Below are 19,559 nucleotides of genomic sequence, written 5' to 3' on the forward strand. Positions count from 1 at the left end.
TTGACTTTTGGCACGCTGTTGAGTTCTCAAGGAACGGACGCTTCCTTCGAGCCGCATTCCTGCGAACCCTCCGGGCGCTTCGTTCTTTCGTGTTTAGAGCTTATCAGACCGTTTTCTCGGTGTTGACCGAGCGTTTGCGTTCTCGACTTGCTCTGTTTACCGCCGTTGCCCGGCGACCTGAGCAACCATAGCGGGTCCGCGGCCGAGTGCCTAATCGAGGCGGGGGGCAGTCACTCGGACAGCGGTTGCATGCCCGTGCGGGCGGGCCGGTGGGGGGTCACCCGGATGCCGTAGAGTGCGGCGGGTTGGCCAAGAGGACTAGACCACTTGAGGGTGGCGGGTTCGGAGGCGAGGGTGCGCGAAGGTCGGTTCGTGTGCGGCGGGGTGGACGGTTGGGGCGATCTTCACTCGGGCGACTCGTGAGCGTTATGGCATGAAATGTCCGAAGTTGACGTAATTTGTGTTCAGTCGATCGACGGGCCGCTCTCGTGCGGTCGCACGCGATGTACTCCGTACCTGGGAGGCTCCACCATGACCACTGTCACGTCGCCGCTCGCCGGGCGCGCTGTCGGCCTTGCCAATGTGCCGGACCCGGTGTTCGCAGGAGCGATGGTCGGGCCGGGTACGGCGATCGATCCGTTGCGGGAACCGATCGAGGCGGTGGCACCCGTGGACGGTCAGGTGGTGTCGATGCATCCGCACGCGTTCGTGGTGATGGACGAGAACGGGCACGGGGTGTTGACGCATCTGGGGATCGACACGGTGCAGCTCAACGGGGAGGGCTTCGAGTTGCTCGTGCACAAGGGGGACCGGGTGAAGCGCGGGCAGCCGGTGATCAAGTGGAATCCGGCGGCCGTGGAGGCGGCCGGGAAGTCGCCGATCTCGCCGATCGTGGCGCTGGAGGCTTCGGCTGAGCAGTTGAGCGGGGTGGCGGAGTCCGGCGAGGTGACGGCCGGCGGCGAGCTGTTCATCTGGAACTGACGGCGACGACGGGCGAAGGGGTTCGGACCATGGAGCGGACGCTGCGCGGCGTGGGAGTGAGTCACGGGGTCGCCATCGGGCCGGTACGTCACATGGGGACGGCGGTGCTGGAGCCGCCGGCCACCCAGATCTCGGCCGCCGAGGCGCCGCGCGAGCAGGCTCGGGCGCAGGCCGCGGTCGAGGCGGTGGCGGCGGATCTGGTCGCGCGCGGCAACCTGGCGGGCGGTGAAGCCCAGGCGGTGCTGGAGGCCCAGGCGCTGATGGCGCAGGATCCGGAGCTGCTGGCGGACGTGAACCGGCGGATCTCGGAGGGCAACAGCGCGGAGCGCGGGGTGTACGACGCGTTCGCGGCGTACCGGGCCCTGCTGGCCGCGGCCGGCGAGTACCTGGCGGGTCGGGTCGCGGACCTGGACGACGTGCGGAACCGGATCGTGGCGCGGCTGCTGGGCGTGCCGATGCCGGGGGTTCCGGACAGTGACGAGCCCTATGTCCTGCTGGCGCGGGACCTGGCGCCGGCCGACACGGCGTTGCTGGACCCGTCGCTGGTGCTGGGGTTCGTGACGGAGGAGGGCGGGCCGACGTCGCACAGCGCGATCCTGGCGCGGGCGATGGGGGTGCCGGCGGTGGTGGCGCTGCCGCGGGCGACGGAGGTGGCGGAGGGGGTGGTGGTGGCGGTCGACGGGTCCAGCGGCGAGGTGCTGGTGGAGCCGTCGGCGGAGCGGCAGGAGGAGTTGCGGCGGCTGGCGGCGGAGCAGCAGGCGGCGCTGGCGGCGGCCTCGGGGCCGGGGCGGACGTCGGACGGGTTCGCGGTGCCGCTGCTGGCGAACGTGGGCGGTCCGGGAGATCTGCCGGCAGCGTTGGAGCACGGGGCGGAGGGTGTCGGGCTGTTCCGGACGGAGTTCCTGTTCCTGGACGACTCGGCGAAGGCACCGAGTGAGGACAAGCAGGTCGAGGCGTACCGGAAGGTGTTGGAGGCGTTTCCGGACGGCCGGGTCGTGGTGCGGGTGCTGGATGCGGGGGCGGACAAGCCGCTGGACTTCCTGACGCCCGCGGACGAGCCGAATCCGGCATTGGGGGTGCGGGGGCTGCGGACGCTGTTGGAGCACCCGGAGGTGCTGCGTTCGCAGTTGCGGGCGTTGGCGCGGGCGGCCGAGGGGCTGTCGGCGGGCCTGGAGGTGATGGCGCCGATGGTCGCGGACCGCGAGGACGCGCGGGCCTTCGCGGACGCCTGCCGGGAGGCCGGCCTGGAGGCCAAGTACGGGGCGATGGTGGAGATTCCGTCAGCTGCGCTGCGGGCGGGGTCCCTGCTGCAGGAGGTGGAGTTCCTGTCGTTGGGGACGAACGACCTGGCGCAGTACGCCTTCGCGGCGGACCGGCAGGTGGGTTCGCTGGCCCGGCTGCAGGACCCGTGGCAGCCGGCGCTGCTGGATCTGATCGCGTCGGCGGCCGGGGCGGCGCAGGCGGCCGGGAAGAGCTGCGGGGTGTGCGGGGAGGCGGCCTCGGATCCGCTGCTGGCGTGTGTGCTGACGGGCCTCGGGGTGACCAGCCTGTCGATGGGCGCGGCGGCGATCCCGTACGTGCGGGGGGCGTTGGCCCGGGTGTCGCTGGCGCAGTGCCGGCAGGCGGCCGAGGCGGCGCGTGCTGCCGACTCGGCGGCGGAGGCCCGGGCGGCGGCGCAGCAGGTGTTGTCCGGGGCGTAGGACGCGCCCGGACTCTCGACTCCCGAGGGGTCGCTGCCACCGTGGGGGTTGGCGGCGGCCCCTCGGGGCCTTTCCGTGGTGCTGAGGCGGTCAGTGCTTGCGGGTGGTGGCGAGCTGCTCGAAGAAGCGCAGGTGGTCGAGGTTGTCGACGGACCCGGGGTTGACCGCCTTGGTGAGGGGAGTGCCGGACAGCAGTCGCTTGATCGGGACCTCCAGGCGCTTGCCGGTGAGGGTGTGCGGGAGTCCCTGGACGGTGATCACCTCGTCGGGGACGTGGCGCGGGGAGAGTTCGGTGCGCAGCGAGGTGCGGATCCGGGCGGTGAGGTCGTCGTCCAGGACGGCGCCGGGGGTGAGGACCACGAACAGCGGCATCCAGTAGCCGCCGTCGGGCTCTTCGAGGCCGATGACCAGGGATTCGGCGATCTCGGGGAGGCGTTCGACGACCTCGTAGATGTCGGAGGAGCCCATCCGGACGCCCTGCCGGTTGAGCGTGGAGTCCGACCGGCCGTGGATGACGACGGTGCCGCGGTTGGTGGCGGTGATCCAGTCGCCGTGGCGCCAGATGCCGGGATAGGTGTCGAAGTAGCTGTCGTGGTAGCGGGTGCCGTCGGGGTCGTTCCAGAAGCCGGTGGGCATCGACGGGAGCGGCTTGGTGACGACGAGTTCGCCGACGGCGTCGGTGAGGGGGTGGCCGTTGGGGTCCCAGGATTCGACGGCTGCGCCGAGGCAGGGGGCCTGGATCTCGCCGACGTACACGGGGAGGGTGGGGACGCCGCCGACGAAGCAGGAGCAGACGTCGGTGCCGCCGCTGACGGAGGCGAGCCAGACGTCGGACTTCACCTCGTCGTAGATCCACTGGAAGCCGTCGGGGGGCAGCGGGGAGCCGGTGGTGCCGATGCAGCGGACGGCGGACAGGTCGAGGTCGCGGCCGGGGTGCAGTTCGGCCTTGCGGCTGGCGATGACGTAGGCGGCGGAGGTGCCGAGGACGGTGGCGCGGCTGCGGGCGGCGACCGACCAGAGGGCGCCGGTGTCGGGGTGGCCGGGGCTGCCGTCGTAGGTGACGATCGTGGATCCGGTGAGCAGGCCGGCGAGGAGGAAGTTCCACATCATCCAGCCGGTGGAGGTGTACCAGAGGAAGCGGTCGTCCGGGCCGAGGTCGAGGTGGAGGGCGGCCTGCTTGAGGTGTTCGACGAGGATGCCGCCCTGGCTCTGCACGATGGCCTTGGGCAGGCCGGTGGTGCCGGAGGAGTAGAGGACCCACAGCGGGTGGTCGAACGGGACGGGCTCGAAGACCGGCGGGGTGTCGGCGGCGACCAGGTCGTCGTAGTGCAGCGCGCCGGCGGGGGCGGGGGTGCCGAGCAGCGGGACGTGGACGACCGTGCGGAGGGTGGGGAGCTCGCGGCGGAGTTCGGCGACCACCTCGGTGCGGTCGTGGTTCTTGCCGCCGTAGTGGTAGCCGTCGACGGCGAACAGGACGGTCGGCTCGATCTGCTGGAGGCGGTCGAGGACGCTGCGGGCGCCGAAGTCCGGGGCGCAGCTGGTCCAGATCGCGCCGACGGCGGCGGAGGCGAGCAGGGCGACGGCGGCCTGCGGGATGTTCGGCAGGTAAGCGCTTACCCGGTCGCCCGGGCGGACGCCGTTGGCGCGCAGGGCGGCGGCCAACGAGCCGACCTGGCGGCGCAGTTCGGCCCAGCTGGTGGCGACGGGTTCGGGGGTGCGCTCGTCGAGGTGGAGGATCGCCGGGCGGTCGGCGTTGGCCGGGTCCTCGGCGGGGCGCAGGGCGTGCTCGGCGTAGTTGAGGGTGGCGCCCGGGAACCAGTCCGCGCCCGGCATGGTGGCCGGCTCGGCGAGGGCGGTGGCGGGGCGGGTGTGGAAGCGCACGTCGAAGTACTCGGTGACGGCGGTCCAGAAGCGCGGGAGGTCCTCGGTCGACCAGCGGTGGAGGTCGGCGTAGCGGGTGGCGGCCTCGGTGTCGGTGGCGACCGGTGCGAGCGGGGCGGCGGGCGCGCCGTGGTGTTCGGCGGCCCAGCGCTGGAAGGCGACCAGGCGGCCGGCGGCGGCGCGGGCGGGGTCCGGGCGCCACAGCGGCTCGGGCTGCGGGTTCTGCTGGTCCTGGGGGGTCGGAGGGGTGCTCACGTGGTGTTCTCCAGGCCGGTGGTGGGACGGATGGGCTTGTGGCGGGCCGTCCGTGGGTGTTGACGGTGCTGACCATGCCACGTGATCGTCCGGGGGTCCAGGGTTTGCCTTGCTGGTGGAGCGTGTGGACCGTGCGGCTCGGGACGGGGGGTGTTGCGGCGGTTGCGTGGGGTGGGTGGGGCGGGTTCTGCCGGGGTCGGGAGGGATCCTCGGGGCGGCTCCTCGGGACGGTTCCTCGGGGCGGCTCCTCGGGACGGTTCCTCGGGGCAGTTCGTCGGGACGGTTCGTCGGGGCGGTTCGTCGGGGCGGGAGCCTGGGGACGGGCGGTCGGGTGGTCGTGGTGCTGGACGGTCGGAGCGGACGGTCGGGGCGCGGAGGGTGGTCGGCGGGGGCGGGTGGTGGTAGGACGGCGGGATGACGGTGGCTTATGACGTGGTGATCGTGGGCGGCGGGCACAACGGGCTGGTGGCGGCCGGGTATTTGGGGCGTGCCGGGTTGCGGGTGCTGGTGCTGGAGCGGCTCGGGCACCTGGGTGGGGCGGCGGTCTCGGAGCGGGCGTTCCCGGGGGTGGATGCGCGGCTGTCGCGCTACTCGTACCTGGTGAGCCTGCTGCCGCGGCGGATCCTCACCGACCTGGGCGTGCGGGTGGAGTTGCGGCGCCGGCGGATCTCCTCGTACACGCCGTGGGAGCGGGACGGCCGCGCGGGCGGGTTGCTGGTGGACGCTTCGGACGACCGGAGGACGGCCGATTCGTTCCGCGAACTGACCGGTGGGGAGGGCGAGTTCGCGGCCTGGCAGGAGTTCTACGGGATGACCGGGCGGGTGGCGGAGCGGGTGTTCCCGTCATTGACGGAGCCGTTGCCGTCACGGACGGAGCTGCGGGCCCTGGTGGATGATCCGGTGGCCTGGGAGGAGTTGTTCGACCGGCCGTTGGGCGAGGCGCTGGAGCGGCGGTTCGCGGACGACGTGGTGCGGGGCGTGGTGCTGACCGACGCGTTGATCGGCACGTTCACGCATGCGCACGATCCCGCCCTGCGACAGAACCGGTGCTTCCTCTACCACGTGATCGGCGGCGGGACGGGCGACTGGGACGTGCCGGTGGGCGGCATGGGTGCGGTGACGGGTGCACTGGCGGATGCCGCCCGGGCGGGCGGCGTGGAGTTCCTGACGGGGTGTGAGGTCGTCGCGGTCGACCCGGGCGGGCCCGGGCGGCCGGCCGAGGTCGGGTACCTGGACGCGGACGGGGTGGAACGGCGGGTCGGTGCGCAGTGGGTGCTGTCCAACGCCGCGCCGGTGGAGCTGGCGCGACTGGTGGGCGGGGGTGTGCCGGAGGGGGTGAATGCGGGCGCGGGTGCGGACAGCGGTGCCGGTGGGAGTGCCGATGCGAGTGCCGATGCGAGTGCTGGGGCTGGGCGGGGTGCCGGTTCGGGGTTTCCGGAGGGGGCGCAGCTGAAAGTCAACATGTTGCTTCGTCGGCTTCCCCGGCTGCGGGACCAGGTGGTGGACGTGCGGGACGCGTTCGGGGGGACGTTCCACATCGCGGAGTCGTACCGGGAGCTGGAAAGCGCTTACCGGGCGGCTTCGGAGGGGCGGATCCCCTCCCCCGCGCCGTCCGAGATCTACTGCCACTCGCTGGCGGACCGTTCGATCCTCGGTGCCGAGGTGCCGGCCGGGTTCCACACCCTGACGTTGTTCGGACTGCAACTGCCGGCGCGGCTGTTCGCGGGTGACCCGGAGGGGGTGCGGAAGGCCGCACTGGAGGGTGTGTTGGCCGCGCTGGACGGGGTGCTGGCGGAGCCGCTCGCGGACTGCCTGGCGGTCGACGGGGAAGGGCGGCCCTGCCTGGAGGTCCGGAGTCCGCTGGACCTGGAGGCCGAACTCCGCCTGCCGGGCGGCAACATCTTCCACCGCGACCTGGCGTTCCCGTTCCGCGCGGACGAGGGTGTCGGGCGGTGGGGCGTGGAGACCGCGCACCCCCGGGTCCTGGTCTGTGGGGCCGGTGCCGTGCGGGGCGGCGGGGTGAGCGGGATTCCGGGGCACAACGCGGCCATGGCCGTGCTGGGTCGGTAGTGGCGGCGGTGCCGGGGACAGTCGGTAAGCGCTTACCGGGTGGGCGGGGAAAGCGCTTGCCCGGCGGCCAGGGAAAGCGCTTGCCCTCCGGAGCGTGGTCGCAGTTGCGGGCCGCCAGGGTCACTCCGGGGGGCGGAGGGGCATCGGGAAAGCGGTTTCCCGCCGTTCGGCGGACGTGCGACTCAGCCACGCGGTAAGCGCTTTCCCGGACATGGGCGATCCGACGGCGAGCGAATGTGCGTGGGCGGGCGGGCGGCCGGCCAAGCGGCCGGAAAGCGCTTTCCGATCCGTCCGCCCGACCCGAGGGGCAGCACTCGGTAAGCGCTTTCCCGGCCGCGCGTTCCGCCGCCGCGCCGCTCCCACGGCGGTCGGCCAGGTCAGCGGAGGGTGAACTCGCCGTTGAACCAGGAGCGGGCGACGCGGGTGTGGAAGGGGAAGGCCAACGGGGTGTCGGCGGTGGCCAGTTGCCAGCCTTCGGTCTCGTCGGTGGGGACGGACGGGGGGAGGTCGGCGAGGTTGCGGGCGGGGAGGAGGGCGAAGAGGCAGAGGAAGCCGCCGAGGGTGTCGGAGTCGGTGGACACCAGACGGGCGTCGGCGGGGTCGGCCAGGATGCCGGTCTCTTCGCGGAGTTCGCGGACGGCGGCCTGCTGCCAGCTCTCGCCGTAGTCGATGTAGCCGCCGGGGAGGGCGAGTTCGCCGTAGCCGGGTTCGATGGTGCGGCGGATGACGGTGAGCCGGGTGTCCCCGTCGGGGTGGTGGACGGGGAGGAGGGCGACGGTGACCGGCAGCGGGTTGCGGTAGCTGAGTTCGTGGCAGCCGGGGCAGCTGCGCGGCCAGGTCTCGGTGCCGGCCGGGTAGGGCGTTCCGCACCAGTGGCAGTGCGAGTTCGGGCCGAAGGGGGCGGGACGGGCGGACGGCTGGGTCGTCATGGGGGGATGGTAGTTCGATCGGGTGATGGGGCGGGGCGGGAAGCGGAAAGCCGGGACGGGCACGGCGGCATTGGTCCGGTCGGTCACGGCTGGGGGCGCGCAGGGGCGCGGGCGGGGCGGCCGTGTCCCGCCGGAGTCCCGCCGGGTGGGTGAATTCGGGGCGCGGTGTTGGAATTCGGGGGCGTGCGCACGATAGCGATGGAGTGGACCCGCGACGGACGCGGGTATTTCTTTGCACTTAAGGATGATTGTGCGAGCAATTCTCGTTTCGATGGTCGCTGCGGCCTCGGTGATCGGCCTGGCGGCCCCAGCACCTGCGACGACTCGGGCGGCGAGCGGCGAGGTAGTGGTGTTCTCGACCGAGGCTCTGCCCCTGGACGTGTACCGGGACCCGGCGGGTTGCCAGCAACTCCCGGCCTTGGCACACGTGTTGAACAATGAGACCGACGGCCCGGTTCAGGTGTACGGCAACCCGTTCTGTCTGGGCCCGTCGTTGACCGTGCAGCCGGGTTACGGGACGCACGTGCCGGGTGGTGCGGGGAGCTTCTCCGCCTGATCCGGCGACTGTGAATTCGGTCGGGCGTTCGGCGGAATGGCCGGACGCCCACCATTTTGTTCTTATCACAGAAATGCATCCGATCGGTGGCGCTATGCCATCATGGGCAACGCCGACTTCTCGCCTGCGGTGGTGAATTGACGTACCGCCAGTGCGGTCGGCTCGTTGTCTGAGGCCCCCCGGCGCTGTGGCGTCCCGGGGTTGCGGCCGCCATTGAGAGGACTGCGTTTCCGTGGAGCACGTCGCTGTGTCCGCTGCCCGGGAGGCGGGTGTCGCCGCCCCCGAGCCGGCTGCCGTCCCGGGGGCGGCAACCGCTCGTGGGGCGGCCCCGGCCGCTTGGCGGGCGTACGCCAGGCTGGCCAAACTCGACATCTACGACTACTACTTGAGCGTCCCGCTGGTGGCCGCGATGGTGGCGGCGACCGGGTCGGGCGCGGCGGCCGGGGCGGGTGTCGGCGTCACGCTGGCGGTGCTGGTGCTGTTCCTCGGCGGCGAGGTCGCGATGAGTGCGGCGATGTGCACCTTCGACGACGTGACCGGGTACCGGGACGGCAGTGACGCGGTGAACTACGGTCCGGACGCGCCGGCCCGGCGGCTGGTCCGAAAGCCGCTGGTGGCGGGCACGTTGACGGAGCCGCAGGCGATCCGGTTCGGCTGGGCGACGGTCGCGGCGTGCGTGCTGTGCTGGCTCGCGGCGGTGGCGCTGGCTCCGGCCCGGCCGGTCTGGGCGGTCGCCGGGGTCGCGGCGCTGGCGGTGTGCGGCTTCCAGTACTCGTGGTGGCTGCGGATCAGTTACAACGGCTTCCAGGAGTTCTTCCTCGCCGCGCTCGGCTGGTTCTTCGTCCTCCCCCTGTACGGGCTGCTGACCGGCCGGTTCGACGGTTTCGTCGCCGTGCAGGCGCTGGTGTTCGGCCTGGGCCCGCTGCTGTTCGGCGTGTACTCCAACACCAATGACATCCCGGGCGACCGGGCGGTGGGCCGCAAGACGGTCGCGGTGCTGGTGTCGCCGCGCGGCAACGCCGCGTTCGTGGCCGGGTGTTCGGCGCTGGAGGCGGCGCTGCTGGTGGGTTCCGCGGTGGCCGGGCTCGCGCCGTGGTGGTTCCCGGTGGTGATGTCCCCGGTGATGGCGCTGCGGGCCCGGCAGTGGGTGCTCGGGTTCGTCCGGGGCGACATCCTGGTCGCCCGTCGGCTGGGCATCCACCTGCACCGGGTGTGCTGCGCCCTGCTGGTGGGCGTGGACCTGGCGGTGGCGGTGCTGGGCGGCGGGCTGTGACGGGCACCGGCCGGACGGACCGGCGCGGTGGCGGGCTGGCGTCCCTGGCGCGGCGGCTGCCGCTGGACCTGGGGCCGCTGTTCGACACGCTGGCCGAGCAACGACCGTCGGTGGACGTCCGGTTGGGCCGTCCGTTGGACCTGGCGCCGGAGGGCGGCGCCGCCTGGGACACCGCGGGCCTTGCCGAGTTGGTGCGGGAGACCGCGGCGTGGCTGGCGGCGGCGGGTGCGCGTCCGGGATCGTCCGTGGCGATCATGAAGCGCAACCACTGGGACTACGTGCTGCTGGCCTGCGCGGCGGCGCGGCTCGGGGCGGTGCCGGCGCTGCTCTCCGACCGGGTCGCGCCGGACGGGCTGGTCGCGCTGCTGCACCGGCTGCGTCCGGACGTCCTGGTCACCCAGCGGGACGTCCTGGCGGGTGCGCGGGCCGCCGGGCACGACCTGTGCGGGCACGCCACCCGGACGGTGTGTCTGGACTGGCCCGAGGAGGGCGCGTTGACGCCGGACGAGTTGCGGGGCGGGGCGGTTCCGCCGGTGCACTCGCGGGGCGACGACGAGCCGTTGGCGATCATTCACACCTCGGGCACCACCGGGGTGCCCAAGCTGGTGGTGCACTCCACCAGGACGCTGATCCGTCGGCTGTCGGCATTCGAGGCGCGGCCCTGGCCGGTGCTGTCGGTGCGCGGCGACGACACCGTCGCCAGCGCCATCTCGTTCGCCCACGGCCGGGCCCTGACCTGGACCGTCAGTGCGCTGTGGCGGGCGCCGCGGACCCTCGCACTGCTGCCGGACTCCGATCCGTCCACGGCCGCCGCGCTGCTGCGCAGCCACCCGCCGACCGTGCTGGAGGCGATGCCGTCCACCTACGTGCGGTGGCAGCACCTGGCCGACGGCGGCGCGGAGGACGCGGACGGTTCGGGGAGTTCGGCGAGTTCGGGGGCGCCGGGGAATCCGTTCCGGGACGTGCGGTTGTTCATCTCGACGTTCGACGCGATGCATCCGCCGACGATGCGGGCCTTCCTGAATGCGAGTCAGCGGCGGCGGACGCTGTGGATGCAGGGCTGGGGGCAGAGCGAGACCGGTCCGCTGAGCTTCCGGTTCCTGACCCGGAAAACGCTTTCCGCCCCGGCCGGCCGGCACCCGACCACCCGGGATCTGGGCCGTCCGGTGCCCGGGTGGGTCCGGGTGAAGGTAGCCGATCCGGAGCAGCCCGGGCGGGCGGTGCGGCGCGGTGAGACCGGCCTGCTGTACGCCCGTACGGGGGCGCTGTGCCTCGGCTACCTCGGCGAGCCGGAGCGCTGGGCGCAGAAGGTCGACGGCCGGTGGTTCAACACCGGTGACCTCGGGGTGCACACCCGGGACGGCCGGGTGCTCGTGCTGGACCGGGAGGTGGACATGGTCCCCGGGCTGAGCTGCGTCGAGATCGAGGACGTGCTGCACGACCGGCTGCCGGACGTCGAGGAGGCCGTGCTGCTGTCGGTGGCGGACGGGCGTCCGCAGCCGGTGCTGGTCACCGCCGACGGCGAACTGGACCCGCAGCGCTGGCAGGAGGCGGTGAGCGATCTGCCGCCGTTGGCCGAGCCGTTGCTCGTCGCCTGGGACGCGGTGCCGCGGACCGCCACCGGGAAGGTGCGGCGGCACGAGCTGCGCGAACAGGTGCTGGCGGGGAGTTCGCCGATCGGGACGGGCCGGTGGACGTGAACCGGTGGCTGTCGTGAACCGGTAGCCGGGAGGTGGTCTCCGGGCGGGTGGGCCTCCCGTTGGGTCCGCCCGCCTGTGCGGGATCGGAGGGGCTGCGGGCTCGGGCCGGGCCGGGCGGGGTGGTCAGTGGTGCAGGGCGGGGGCCGCAGGGGTGCTGCGGGTGTGGAACGGATGAGGAGTTGGGCGTGGACGAGCTCGATGTTGCGGTGGTGGGTGCGGGGATCGCGGGGTTGTCCGCGGCGCATCACCTGGTGGCCGCCGGCCGTGAGGTGCGGGTCTTCGAGGGCGCGGACCGGGTGGGCGGACGGATGGCGTCCAGCCGGGTCGACGGGTGGTTGCTGGACGAGGGTGCGGAGACCATCGCGGGCGCCGGGTACGAGGCGACCTGGGAGCTGATTCGCGCGGTCGGCATCCCGGAGTCCGAGGTACCGGTGGTCGAGCCCGGTTTCGCGCTGTGGCGGGCCGGCCGGGCGCATGCCCATCTCGGCCATCCGAAGGGCCTGTTGACGGGTGCCGGGCTGTCCTGGCGGGGCCGGGCGGCGTGGCTGCGGTTCGCGGCGGAGCTGTCCACGTCGTGGCGCGGCTTCGACCCGGACCGGCCGGAGACCGCGCCCTGCCGGGATCTGACGCTCAGCCAGTTCTGCGCCGGTTCGGCCGGGCGGGAGGAGTTGCTCGCCGCCATGCTGCAACCGCTTTCCAGTCACTGCTTCGGTTGGCGGCCGGAGAGTTCCGCGATGGCGCCGATGGTGGCCACGCTGATGTCGGTCGGCGGGGCCGGTGCCCGCTGGATGACCTACCGGGACGGCATGGACACCTTGGCCCGCCGGCTGGCGGAACGCCTCCGGGTGGACGTCGCCGCGCGGGTGGTGGCGGTCCACGAGGAGTCCGGCTCGGCGGGCGCGCGGCTGGAGTTCGCCGACGGCACGCAGGTGTCGGCCCGGCAGGTGGTGCTCGCGGTGCCGGCGCCGCTGGCGCTGGAGCTGCACGGGGCGGTCGCGGACGACGCGCGTCCGTACCTGGCGGCGAGCACGTACACGCCGATGCTCAAGGTCGCCTGTCTGCTGGACCGTCCGCTGCCGAGTCCGACGCGCTCCCCCAGTTACGCGTTGTCGGTGCCGGAGAGCGAGAGCCGGGTCTGCACCGGCGTGATCCTGGATCACCTGAAGGCGGAGGGCCGGGCGCCCGAAGGCCGGGGGCTGGCGAGCGTGTTCGCGTCGCCGTGGGTCTCGCCTGAGTTGCTGGACGAGCCGGACGAGCGGGTGGTGGAGACGGTCTGTGCGGAGGCCGAGCGCTTCGTGCCCGGTCTGCGGGACGCCACTGTCCGCACGCTGGTGCACCGCTTCCGGCTCGGCCTGCCGCAGGGTGCGCCGGCGGCGGTGCGGGAGCGGGCCGCGTTCCTGGCGCGGCCGGCCCGGGCGGTGGAGTACGCCGGGGACTGGGTGATGCTGCGGCCGAGCAGTGAAGGCGCCGTCCGCTCGGGCAAGTTGGCCGCCGAGCGGGTGCTCGCGTTCGGGGCGGAGCGGTCCGTGACCGTGGCGGTGTCGGCACCTGGGGCAGCGGTCTCCGCGGCGGCCGTCGGCGAGGCGGTCGGCGAGGCGGTCGGCGAGGCGGTCGGCGAGGCGGTCGGTGAGGCCGGGACGGTCAGCGGGGCCGGGGCGACCAAGGCTCCGGCGCCGGCACCGGCGCCGGAGACGGTCGAGACGGCCGGGACTGCGTGATGGGCGGCTCGGTGCGGGAGGTGGCGGCCGGGGCCGGTGGCGGGTCGTACCTGTTCGACAACGGGAGCGCCCATGCCGGCGGTCAACACCGGTGTCTGGCGGCCTGGTTGGACCCGGTCAGTGTCGGTGAGCTGCTCCGGGCCGGGGTGCGGCCCGGCATGAGCTGCCTTGAGGTGGGCGCCGGGGCGGGGAGCATCGCGCTCTGGCTGGCGGACCAGGTCGGGCCCACCGGTTCGGTGTTGGCGACGGACCTGGCACCGCTGCCGATCGCCGCACGGCCGGCGCTGACGGTGCGCCGGCACGACGTGGTGCGGGAGGCGCTGCCGGAGGACGCGTTCGACCTGGTGCACGTACGGCTGCTGCTGTCCCATCTGCCGGAGCGGGAGGCCGTGTTGGCCCGCCTGTTCGCCGCGCTGCGGCCGGGCGGGGTGCTGCACCTGCTGGAGTTCGACGCCGAGTACGCGCCGGTGCTGACCGCCCCCGACGAACGGTCCGGGGAGCTCTACGAGCGGTACCGGCAGGCGAAGTTGCGGGCGTTCGGCGCGCGCGGATCGGACCAGGGCTGGGGCCGGAAGTGCGCCGCCGCGATGGTGCGCGCCGGGTTCGTCGGGGTGGAGGTGTCGCCGCACGTGGACATGCTCGCGCCCGGCACGCCGCAGTTGGAGATGCAGGTGCACAACACCTGGCACCTGCGCGACGCCCTGGTGCGCGAGGGCCTGACGGACGGCGAACTCGCCGAGCTCCGCGCGGTGTTCGCCGATCCGAGGTTCCGGGCCTGCTCGAACGTGGTGTACGCGGTGCACGGCCGGAAGCCGTGACGACGGCGGAGGTGCCGGTTCCCGCGGCCCGGTCGGGGTGGGCGGGTGGGCGGGTCGGGTGTGACGTGGCGGCCTCTCGGTGAGGCGGGGCGGGGTGGCGCGGCCGGCTCGCAACGGTTCGCGGTTCTGGGAGGTTGGAATGACGAGCGATCAACTGCACTGTGGCGCAAGAGCGATGGATCACATCCTGGATGGCTCGCGGCCTCGGGTGGCGACCCGGGTCGCGGCCGATCTGCTGCTGGCTGCCGGGGTCCGGGCGGCGGTCGAGGCGGAGGGCGGGCTGCTGGAGCTCGGCGAAGACCTGGCCTGCCGGCTGTCCTGGGCGGGCCCGGTGAAACTCCCGTTGCGGAGTGAGGCGGACGTGCAGGCGGCCTGCGGCGTGATGCACGTCCACGGGCGCAGGTACGGCGGTCCGCGACCGCTGGGCGTGGACTTCGCCTCGGTCGCCGCCGGGGTGCTGGCTGCGGGTGGCGCTCTCGCGGCTCTGCGGGCGCGGCAGTTGGGCGTCCCGTACCGCGAGGTGGAGGTGTCGGTGGCACAGGCCGCGCTGCTCGGCCTGTCGCAGTACGTGGCCGCGGCGACCGCGGAGGAGCCGTGTCCGGAGCCGAGCGGGGTGGGCGGTCCGCCGTTCCGGTCGGCGGACGGGGTCTGGTTCGAGGTGGAGACCCTCGCGGCGGACGGCTGGCTGCGGTTCTGGACCGAACTCGGCGTCGAGCGGCGGCTGGTGGGCCGGTCATGGCTTCCGTTCCAGGCCCGGTACGGGACGGCGACCTGCCCGCTGCCGGACGAACTCTTCGCCGCGACCGAGAAGTTGGCGTTCGACCGGCTGGCCGGGTCGGCCGAGCGGTGCGGGGTGACCGTGACGGTGGCGGTCGCGCGGCCGGGAGCGGCGGACAGCGCGCTGCGGGGAGCGGTGGATGGTGCGCGGCCGTGGCAGGTGCGGGAGGGCGGGGTGGGGACGTCCTCGTGCCGCGTCCCGGCGGACGGGCGCGGCCCGTTGGACGGGGTCACGGTGGTGGAGGTCGCCCGGCGGGTCCAAGGTCCGATGGCCGGGCGGGTGTTGGCGCTGCTCGGCGCGCGGGTGGTGCGGGTCGAGCCGGTCGGCGGGGATCCGTTGCGGGGTGTTCCGCCGATGACCGAGATCGACGGGGAGCCGGTGTCGGCGCGGTTCGCTGCGCTCAATCGCGGAAAGCAGGTGTTCGAGGCGGACCTTCGGTCGACCCGAGGGCGGTCCGCCGTCCGCGAGTTGGTGCGCGGTGCGGACGTGCTCCTGCACAGCCTGGACCCGTCGAAGGTCGCCGGGCTGGGCCTGGACGCGGAGGCGCTGGACGGGGTCCGTCCCGGCCTGGTGTACGCACAGGCGTCCGGCGGCGCGCCCGGCGTCACCACCGACTACCCGGTCCAGGCGCACTCGGGTCTCGCCGCTCTTCTGGCCCCGCCCGGGCAGCCGCCCCGGCCCACGCTGCTGACGGTGTGTGACGTCTTGGGCGGGCTGGTCTGTGCGACGGCGACGGCCGCCGCGCTGGCCGCGCAGGCCCGGACGGGTCGGGCGCAGCGGGTGGAGTCGTCGCTGTTGTCGGCGGCGCGGTTGCTGGGCGGTGCGGTGAGCGCACCGGGCTCGCAGGACGTCGGGGTCGAGGTGTGCACGGACCTGTCCGCGTTGGCCGTTGATCCGCGCTTCGCGGCGGCGGTGGACGGTCCCGGGTGCGCCGTGGTCCGTGCGCCGTGGGAGTTCCGGACGTGAGCCGCTGGCGGTGGCAGTGGCGCGGACGGTGGTGCCGCTCGCTGTGCGGGCGCGCGGGCCGGTGGATGTCCCGGCGGGGCCTGAGCGGTCGGGGCCGCAGGCGCTGCGGGTACGGGCGGTGGGGGCGCTGCGCTCCCCCGGCCGAGGGTGTGTCCGACGGTCGCGGCGGCCTGCGGCGGCCGGGGGCTTCGGAACGGCGGTCAGGGCCTTCCGAACGGCGGGCGGACGCCCAGGAGCGGCGGGCGGACCGGCGGTCGCGGCGGGCGCGGGGGTGCCGTGAGCCGTTGCCCGGGCGGGGCGGGCGGCGGGGACGTGGCGACCGCGCACGAGCGGCAGGAGGACGGGCAGGACGCGCGTGCGTGGGCGCGGTTGGTCGCCGGACCAGGATGTGCGGGGTGCGGCGCTGCCGGGCCCTGGCGTGGGAGGTGCGGCGCTGCCGGGCCCTGGCGTGCGGATTGCCCGGGGCGTTCCCGATCGGCGGGCGCAGGCGTGGGGGTTCGCGGGCTCCCGGGCGGGTGGGTCGCGAGCCGCGCGGACGCGTGCGGTCGGCAGGCGCGGGCGCTTGCGTGCCGGGAGGGCGCGGGCCGCGCCACAAGGATCTGGGCTCCGAGGCGGCCGGCCGTGCACGTCCGGGCGGAGCCGGCCGGTGTCCGTTGCCCACGCCGGGGCGTAGTCCTGGTAGCTGCGCGCGAGGACGGGCAGGGGCGCGCAGCGGGCCCGTTGAGATGTGGTCGCGGACCGACGGCGGCAACCGGCGAGGCTGTCCGGCACTGAGCCGACAGGGGGCCGATGGCACCGGGAAGCTTCCGGGACGGAACGACGGGGTGGACGAACCGACCGGCCGCGCCTGTACCGGAAGCCGTTCGGGACGCCGCCGGTCCGGGTACGTCGTGCGAGGCGGAGTACCCGTACGCCCGACGCGCAGCGAATGCGGACCGGGCGCAGGGCCGCTAACGAGTTGCCGCGGCGGAAGTCCTGTTGCCCTGCCACGCCACCCTGGCCGCAGCAGCGTTCCTCACGGTCGTTCACGGAAGGCAGTCGGATGCCGCAGCACGGGCCATGACGTACCGACATGCGCTGGCGGTCGAGTTCCGGAGGCGGTGAGGGGCCGCCGGACCCAGCGGCAGAACGGTCGGGCCGCCTTCCGGGCGACGGGCCGGCGCATCCGCCGTGGCAGCGCGTGCGATCCGGGAGCCAAGAAGCTCACGCCCGACGCGGCAGCGACACCGCCACCGCCACCGCAGGTGGATCGCAGCCCGGACCAGGGAGCGCCGACAGGCCGGTCGGAGAGCACCGCTGGTGCCGGGTGGCACCGGCTGCGCGCCAGGTACGGACGTCGGAGCCACCCGACAGCGGGCGGTGAGCGCGCGCACGGCTCGCTGCCCGCACGCGGCCCGGCAGCTGACGCACCGCGCCGGTCGGACGGTCCCCGCCCCGCAGGGGCATGCCTGACCGGGGAGACGCCGAACGAGGGCGCCGGAAGGAAGCGCACCCGGCCAACAGCCGCCCCGCGGTCGGGCACCGGTGCTCTCCCCGGCGTCCGTCGACGCCTGGCGGCGGCGACGGACGGGTGGGGCCGTGCCGGAAGGGGCTCGCGGGTCTCCGGTGCCCGGACGGTCTGCCACGGTCGCCCGGCCGGGACAGGTCGTCACCGCGGAGCGGATGCCGCCGGGGTGTCCGGGAGCTGTGGGGAACGACCCGGTGGCTCTCTGCCGGGCCGTCATCGCGAGGCCGGTGGCGACCTGGTGGGCGCCGGCCCGGAGTCGGGCCCACCGGCGGTGCCCGTGCTCCGCGCGGCAGCTGTCGGTGGCGTACCGCCTGCCGTTCGGTTCCCGTGGCAGCCGGGGCGGGTGCCACCGCCGGTGGGTGGAACCGCGAGCAGGGCGGCGGGGCGACAGACGGCCCCGGCAGTGGGATCCGGCCGCATACGGCCCGGCTGCGCTGTCGCGGGTGGCTGCGCAGGGGTGGTGGCGGGTGACCGGGCGGCGGTCGGGTGTGGGCGGGTCAACTGCTGGCCTGCTGGCGGGACATGGCTCGGGGCGTGCAGCCAGTGGCTTTCGGTGTGGATCGATCGGTGATGGGAGTGGTGGTCGTGGGCGGTGCGTGGGTCTCGGTGGCCGGGGTGGAGTTTCCCGATCAGGTGGAGGCGGGGTTGCGGGAGGAGTGGGTGGCCCGGGGGTGGTGCCCGGGGCGGGGGTTGTACGAGCTGTTCGTGGAGCGGGTGGGGGTGGACGGCGGCCGGGTAGCGGTGGTGGACGGCGGGGGCGAGCTGACGTTCGAGGAACTGGCGCGGCGGGTGCGGGGGTTGGCGGCCGGCCTGGCGGCGCGGGGGGTGCGGCCGGGGTCGGTGGTGGCGACGAAGGTTCCGGCGGACTGGCGGGCGGTCGCGGTGGATCTGGCGGTGGCGGCGTTGGGAGCGGTGGCGCTGCCGTGCGTGCCGGGGCACGGTCGGCGGGACCTGTTGGCGTTGCTGGGCGTGTCGCGGGCGGATGCGGTGGTGACGGTGCCGGAGTGGAAGGGCTTGGTGGACGGCCTGCGGCCCGAACTGCCCTGGCTGCACGAGGTGGTGGTGCTGGGGGCGGACCCGTGGCCGGAGCGGGCGGGGTGGGAGCCGGCGGCGGTGGATGCGGAGGCCCCGGCGCGGATTCTGGTGTCCTCGGGGTCGGAGGGGGCGCCGAAGCTGATCGCGTACGCGCACAATGCGCTGGCGGGGGGCCGCGGACGGTACGTGGAGCGGGTGTTGGAGACGGCGGACGGGTCGCCGCCGCGGGTGTTGCTGCTGGTCCATCCGGCAACGTCGTACGGGTCGTTGGGGCTGGTGGCGCTGGTGCGGTGCGGTGCGACGGTGGTGTTGCGGGAGCGGTTCGATCCGGTGGACGCGCTGGCGGCGGTGGGGCGTTGGCGGCCGACGCACCTGGCCGCGGTGCCGACCATGTTGCGGCGGCTGGCCGAGCAACCGCCGCTGCCGGGCGAGGACTTGTCGTCGTTGCAGGCGGTGGTGTCGAGTTCGGCGATGCTCTCGTCGGCGGTGCTGGCGGCGTCGTTGCGGCGGTTCGGCCGGCCGGTGGTGAACGTGTACGGGGCCAGTGACGGCCTGAACTGCCATGCGCGGTGGACGAGTTCCGACGGCGATGTGCTGCGGGTGGGGCGGCCCGATCCGGCGGTGGCGGAGTTCCGGGTGTGCGGGCCGGACGGGCGGCCGGTGCCGGCGGGGGTGGCGGGCGAGTTGCAGGCGCGCGGCCCGATGAGTCCGCTGTGCCACGTCGGCGCACCGGAGTTGGACGCCCGGTTGCGGGTGGACGGCGGCTGGGTGCGGTCGGGCGACCGGGGGGTGCTGGAGGCGGACGGGTCGCTGCGGGTGGTGGCGCGGATCAAGCAGATGGTGAACCGGGGCGGGGTGTCGATCGGCCTGTCCGAGGTGGAACGGCTGCTGGAGGGGCATCCCGGGCTGGCGGAGGCGGTGTGCGTACCGGTGCCGGATCCGGATCTCGGGGAGCGGATGTGCGTGTGCGCCGTCCCGCGCGAGCGGGCCGACGGGGGGCCGGAGCTCGCCGAACTGACCGACTACTTGGGCGGGTTGTGCGGACTGGAGAAGTACAAGTGGCCGGAGCGGCTGGTCCTGCTGGAGCGCCTGCCGCTCGGCGCGTCGGGGAAGCCGGACCGGCTGGCGCTCACCGAGCTGGCGACGGCGGCGACCCGCGCGCACGCGGCGACGGGCTGAGGCGGACCGCCGCGGCGCCCGGTGTCGCGACGCCGCACCGTCACGGCGTCGCATCGTCGGATTGCCCTGGCGTCACGGCGTCCGGGCCTGCCCCCCGCGGGGGGGGCGGCCCCGCCCCGGGGGGGGGGGGGGGGGGACGCCGGCGCGGGGGCGCCCGGCGCGGGGCGCGCCCCCGCGGGGTTACCGCCGCCCGCGGGGCGGGGTCTTATAAAC

The 19,559-nt window shown here is 74.2% G+C and carries 12 protein-coding genes; 10 read left to right on the forward strand and 2 right to left on the reverse strand.

The genetic code is table 11. The features are described from left to right. The first annotated feature begins 531 nt into the window (after positions 1 to 531). Both ACFV1L_RS35320 and ptsP read left to right on the forward strand, forming a co-directional pair. Positions 532 to 981, forward strand: coding sequence for a PTS glucose transporter subunit IIA (locus ACFV1L_RS35320; protein ID WP_014134685.1), 450 nt, complete (start codon positions 532 to 534; stop codon positions 979 to 981). A gap of 29 nt (positions 982 to 1,010) precedes the next feature. Beyond that, complete coding sequence (ptsP, locus tag ACFV1L_RS35325) at positions 1,011 to 2,681, forward strand: phosphoenolpyruvate--protein phosphotransferase (protein WP_380374136.1); 1,671 nt, start codon at positions 1,011 to 1,013, stop codon at positions 2,679 to 2,681. A gap of 90 nt (positions 2,682 to 2,771) precedes the next feature. On the opposite strand, the gene ACFV1L_RS35330 is transcribed toward ptsP, so the two are convergent. Further along, positions 2,772 to 4,817, reverse strand: a complete 2,046-nt coding sequence (locus ACFV1L_RS35330) for an acetoacetate--CoA ligase (RefSeq protein WP_380374139.1) — start codon at positions 4,815 to 4,817, stop codon at positions 2,772 to 2,774. 414 nt (positions 4,818 to 5,231) lie between these two features. Here ACFV1L_RS35330 and ACFV1L_RS35335 point away from each other — a divergent pair, with 414 nt between their 5' ends. Further along, positions 5,232 to 6,887 (forward strand): phytoene desaturase family protein, encoded by a 1,656-nt coding sequence (locus ACFV1L_RS35335; RefSeq protein ID WP_380374141.1) that lies wholly within the window; start codon positions 5,232 to 5,234, stop codon positions 6,885 to 6,887. Positions 6,888 to 7,264: 377 nt separating this feature from the next. On the opposite strand, the gene ACFV1L_RS35340 is transcribed toward ACFV1L_RS35335, so the two are convergent. Next, complete coding sequence (locus ACFV1L_RS35340; RefSeq protein ID WP_380374143.1) at positions 7,265 to 7,816, reverse strand: NUDIX domain-containing protein; 552 nt, start codon at positions 7,814 to 7,816, stop codon at positions 7,265 to 7,267. 244 nt (positions 7,817 to 8,060) lie between these two features. Between ACFV1L_RS35340 and ACFV1L_RS35345 the strand changes: the two genes are divergently transcribed. The 7 genes from ACFV1L_RS35345 (at position 8,061) to ACFV1L_RS35375 (ending at position 19,346) form a co-directional block, all read left to right on the forward strand. Then, positions 8,061 to 8,372 (forward strand): hypothetical protein, encoded by a 312-nt coding sequence (locus ACFV1L_RS35345; protein ID WP_380374145.1) that lies wholly within the window; start codon positions 8,061 to 8,063, stop codon positions 8,370 to 8,372. A gap of 232 nt (positions 8,373 to 8,604) precedes the next feature. Next, complete coding sequence (locus ACFV1L_RS35350) at positions 8,605 to 9,645, forward strand: UbiA family prenyltransferase (protein ID WP_380374147.1); 1,041 nt, start codon at positions 8,605 to 8,607, stop codon at positions 9,643 to 9,645. Further along, entirely contained in the window at positions 9,642 to 11,345 is a 1,704-nt protein-coding gene (locus tag ACFV1L_RS35355) for an AMP-binding protein (RefSeq protein WP_380374150.1), read from the forward strand. Before ACFV1L_RS35350 ends, ACFV1L_RS35355 begins: the two co-directional genes overlap by 4 nt. Before the next feature lie 185 nt (positions 11,346 to 11,530). After that, positions 11,531 to 13,063: a protoporphyrinogen/coproporphyrinogen oxidase gene (locus tag ACFV1L_RS35360; RefSeq protein ID WP_380374153.1), complete on the forward strand. Its 1,533-nt coding sequence runs from the start codon at positions 11,531 to 11,533 to the stop codon at positions 13,061 to 13,063. Continuing rightward, positions 13,063 to 13,881: a class I SAM-dependent methyltransferase gene (locus ACFV1L_RS35365; RefSeq protein ID WP_380374156.1), complete on the forward strand. Its 819-nt coding sequence runs from the start codon at positions 13,063 to 13,065 to the stop codon at positions 13,879 to 13,881. The genes ACFV1L_RS35360 and ACFV1L_RS35365 overlap by 1 nt, the downstream gene beginning before the upstream one ends. A 208-nt stretch (positions 13,882 to 14,089) precedes the next feature. Beyond that, on the forward strand, positions 14,090 to 15,625 hold the full coding sequence (locus tag ACFV1L_RS35370) for a CoA transferase (RefSeq protein ID WP_380374159.1): 1,536 nt from the start codon (positions 14,090 to 14,092) through the stop codon (positions 15,623 to 15,625). A gap of 2,122 nt (positions 15,626 to 17,747) precedes the next feature. Further along, positions 17,748 to 19,346 (forward strand): class I adenylate-forming enzyme family protein, encoded by a 1,599-nt coding sequence (locus tag ACFV1L_RS35375; protein ID WP_380374162.1) that lies wholly within the window; start codon positions 17,748 to 17,750, stop codon positions 19,344 to 19,346. Positions 19,347 to 19,559 lie beyond the last annotated feature (213 nt).

This window comes from Kitasatospora sp. NPDC059646 (genome assembly GCF_042734615.1).
Taxonomy (GTDB): Bacteria; Actinomycetota; Actinomycetes; order Streptomycetales; family Streptomycetaceae; genus Kitasatospora.

Bases quoted from the DNA above. Each gene is read 5' to 3' on its own strand.
- ACFV1L_RS35320 (WP_014134685.1), top strand. From the start codon at position 532: ATGACCACTGTCACGTCGCCGCTCGCCGGGCGCGCTGTCGGCCTTGCC.
- ptsP (WP_380374136.1), top strand. From the start codon at position 1,011: ATGGAGCGGACGCTGCGCGGCGTGGGAGTGAGTCACGGGGTCGCCATC.
- ACFV1L_RS35335 (WP_380374141.1), top strand. From the start codon at position 5,232: ATGACGGTGGCTTATGACGTGGTGATCGTGGGCGGCGGGCACAACGGG.
- ACFV1L_RS35340 (WP_380374143.1), bottom strand. From the start codon at position 7,816: ATGACGACCCAGCCGTCCGCCCGTCCCGCCCCCTTCGGCCCGAACTCG.
- ACFV1L_RS35345 (WP_380374145.1), top strand. From the start codon at position 8,061: ATGATTGTGCGAGCAATTCTCGTTTCGATGGTCGCTGCGGCCTCGGTG.
- ACFV1L_RS35365 (WP_380374156.1), top strand. From the start codon at position 13,063: ATGGGCGGCTCGGTGCGGGAGGTGGCGGCCGGGGCCGGTGGCGGGTCG.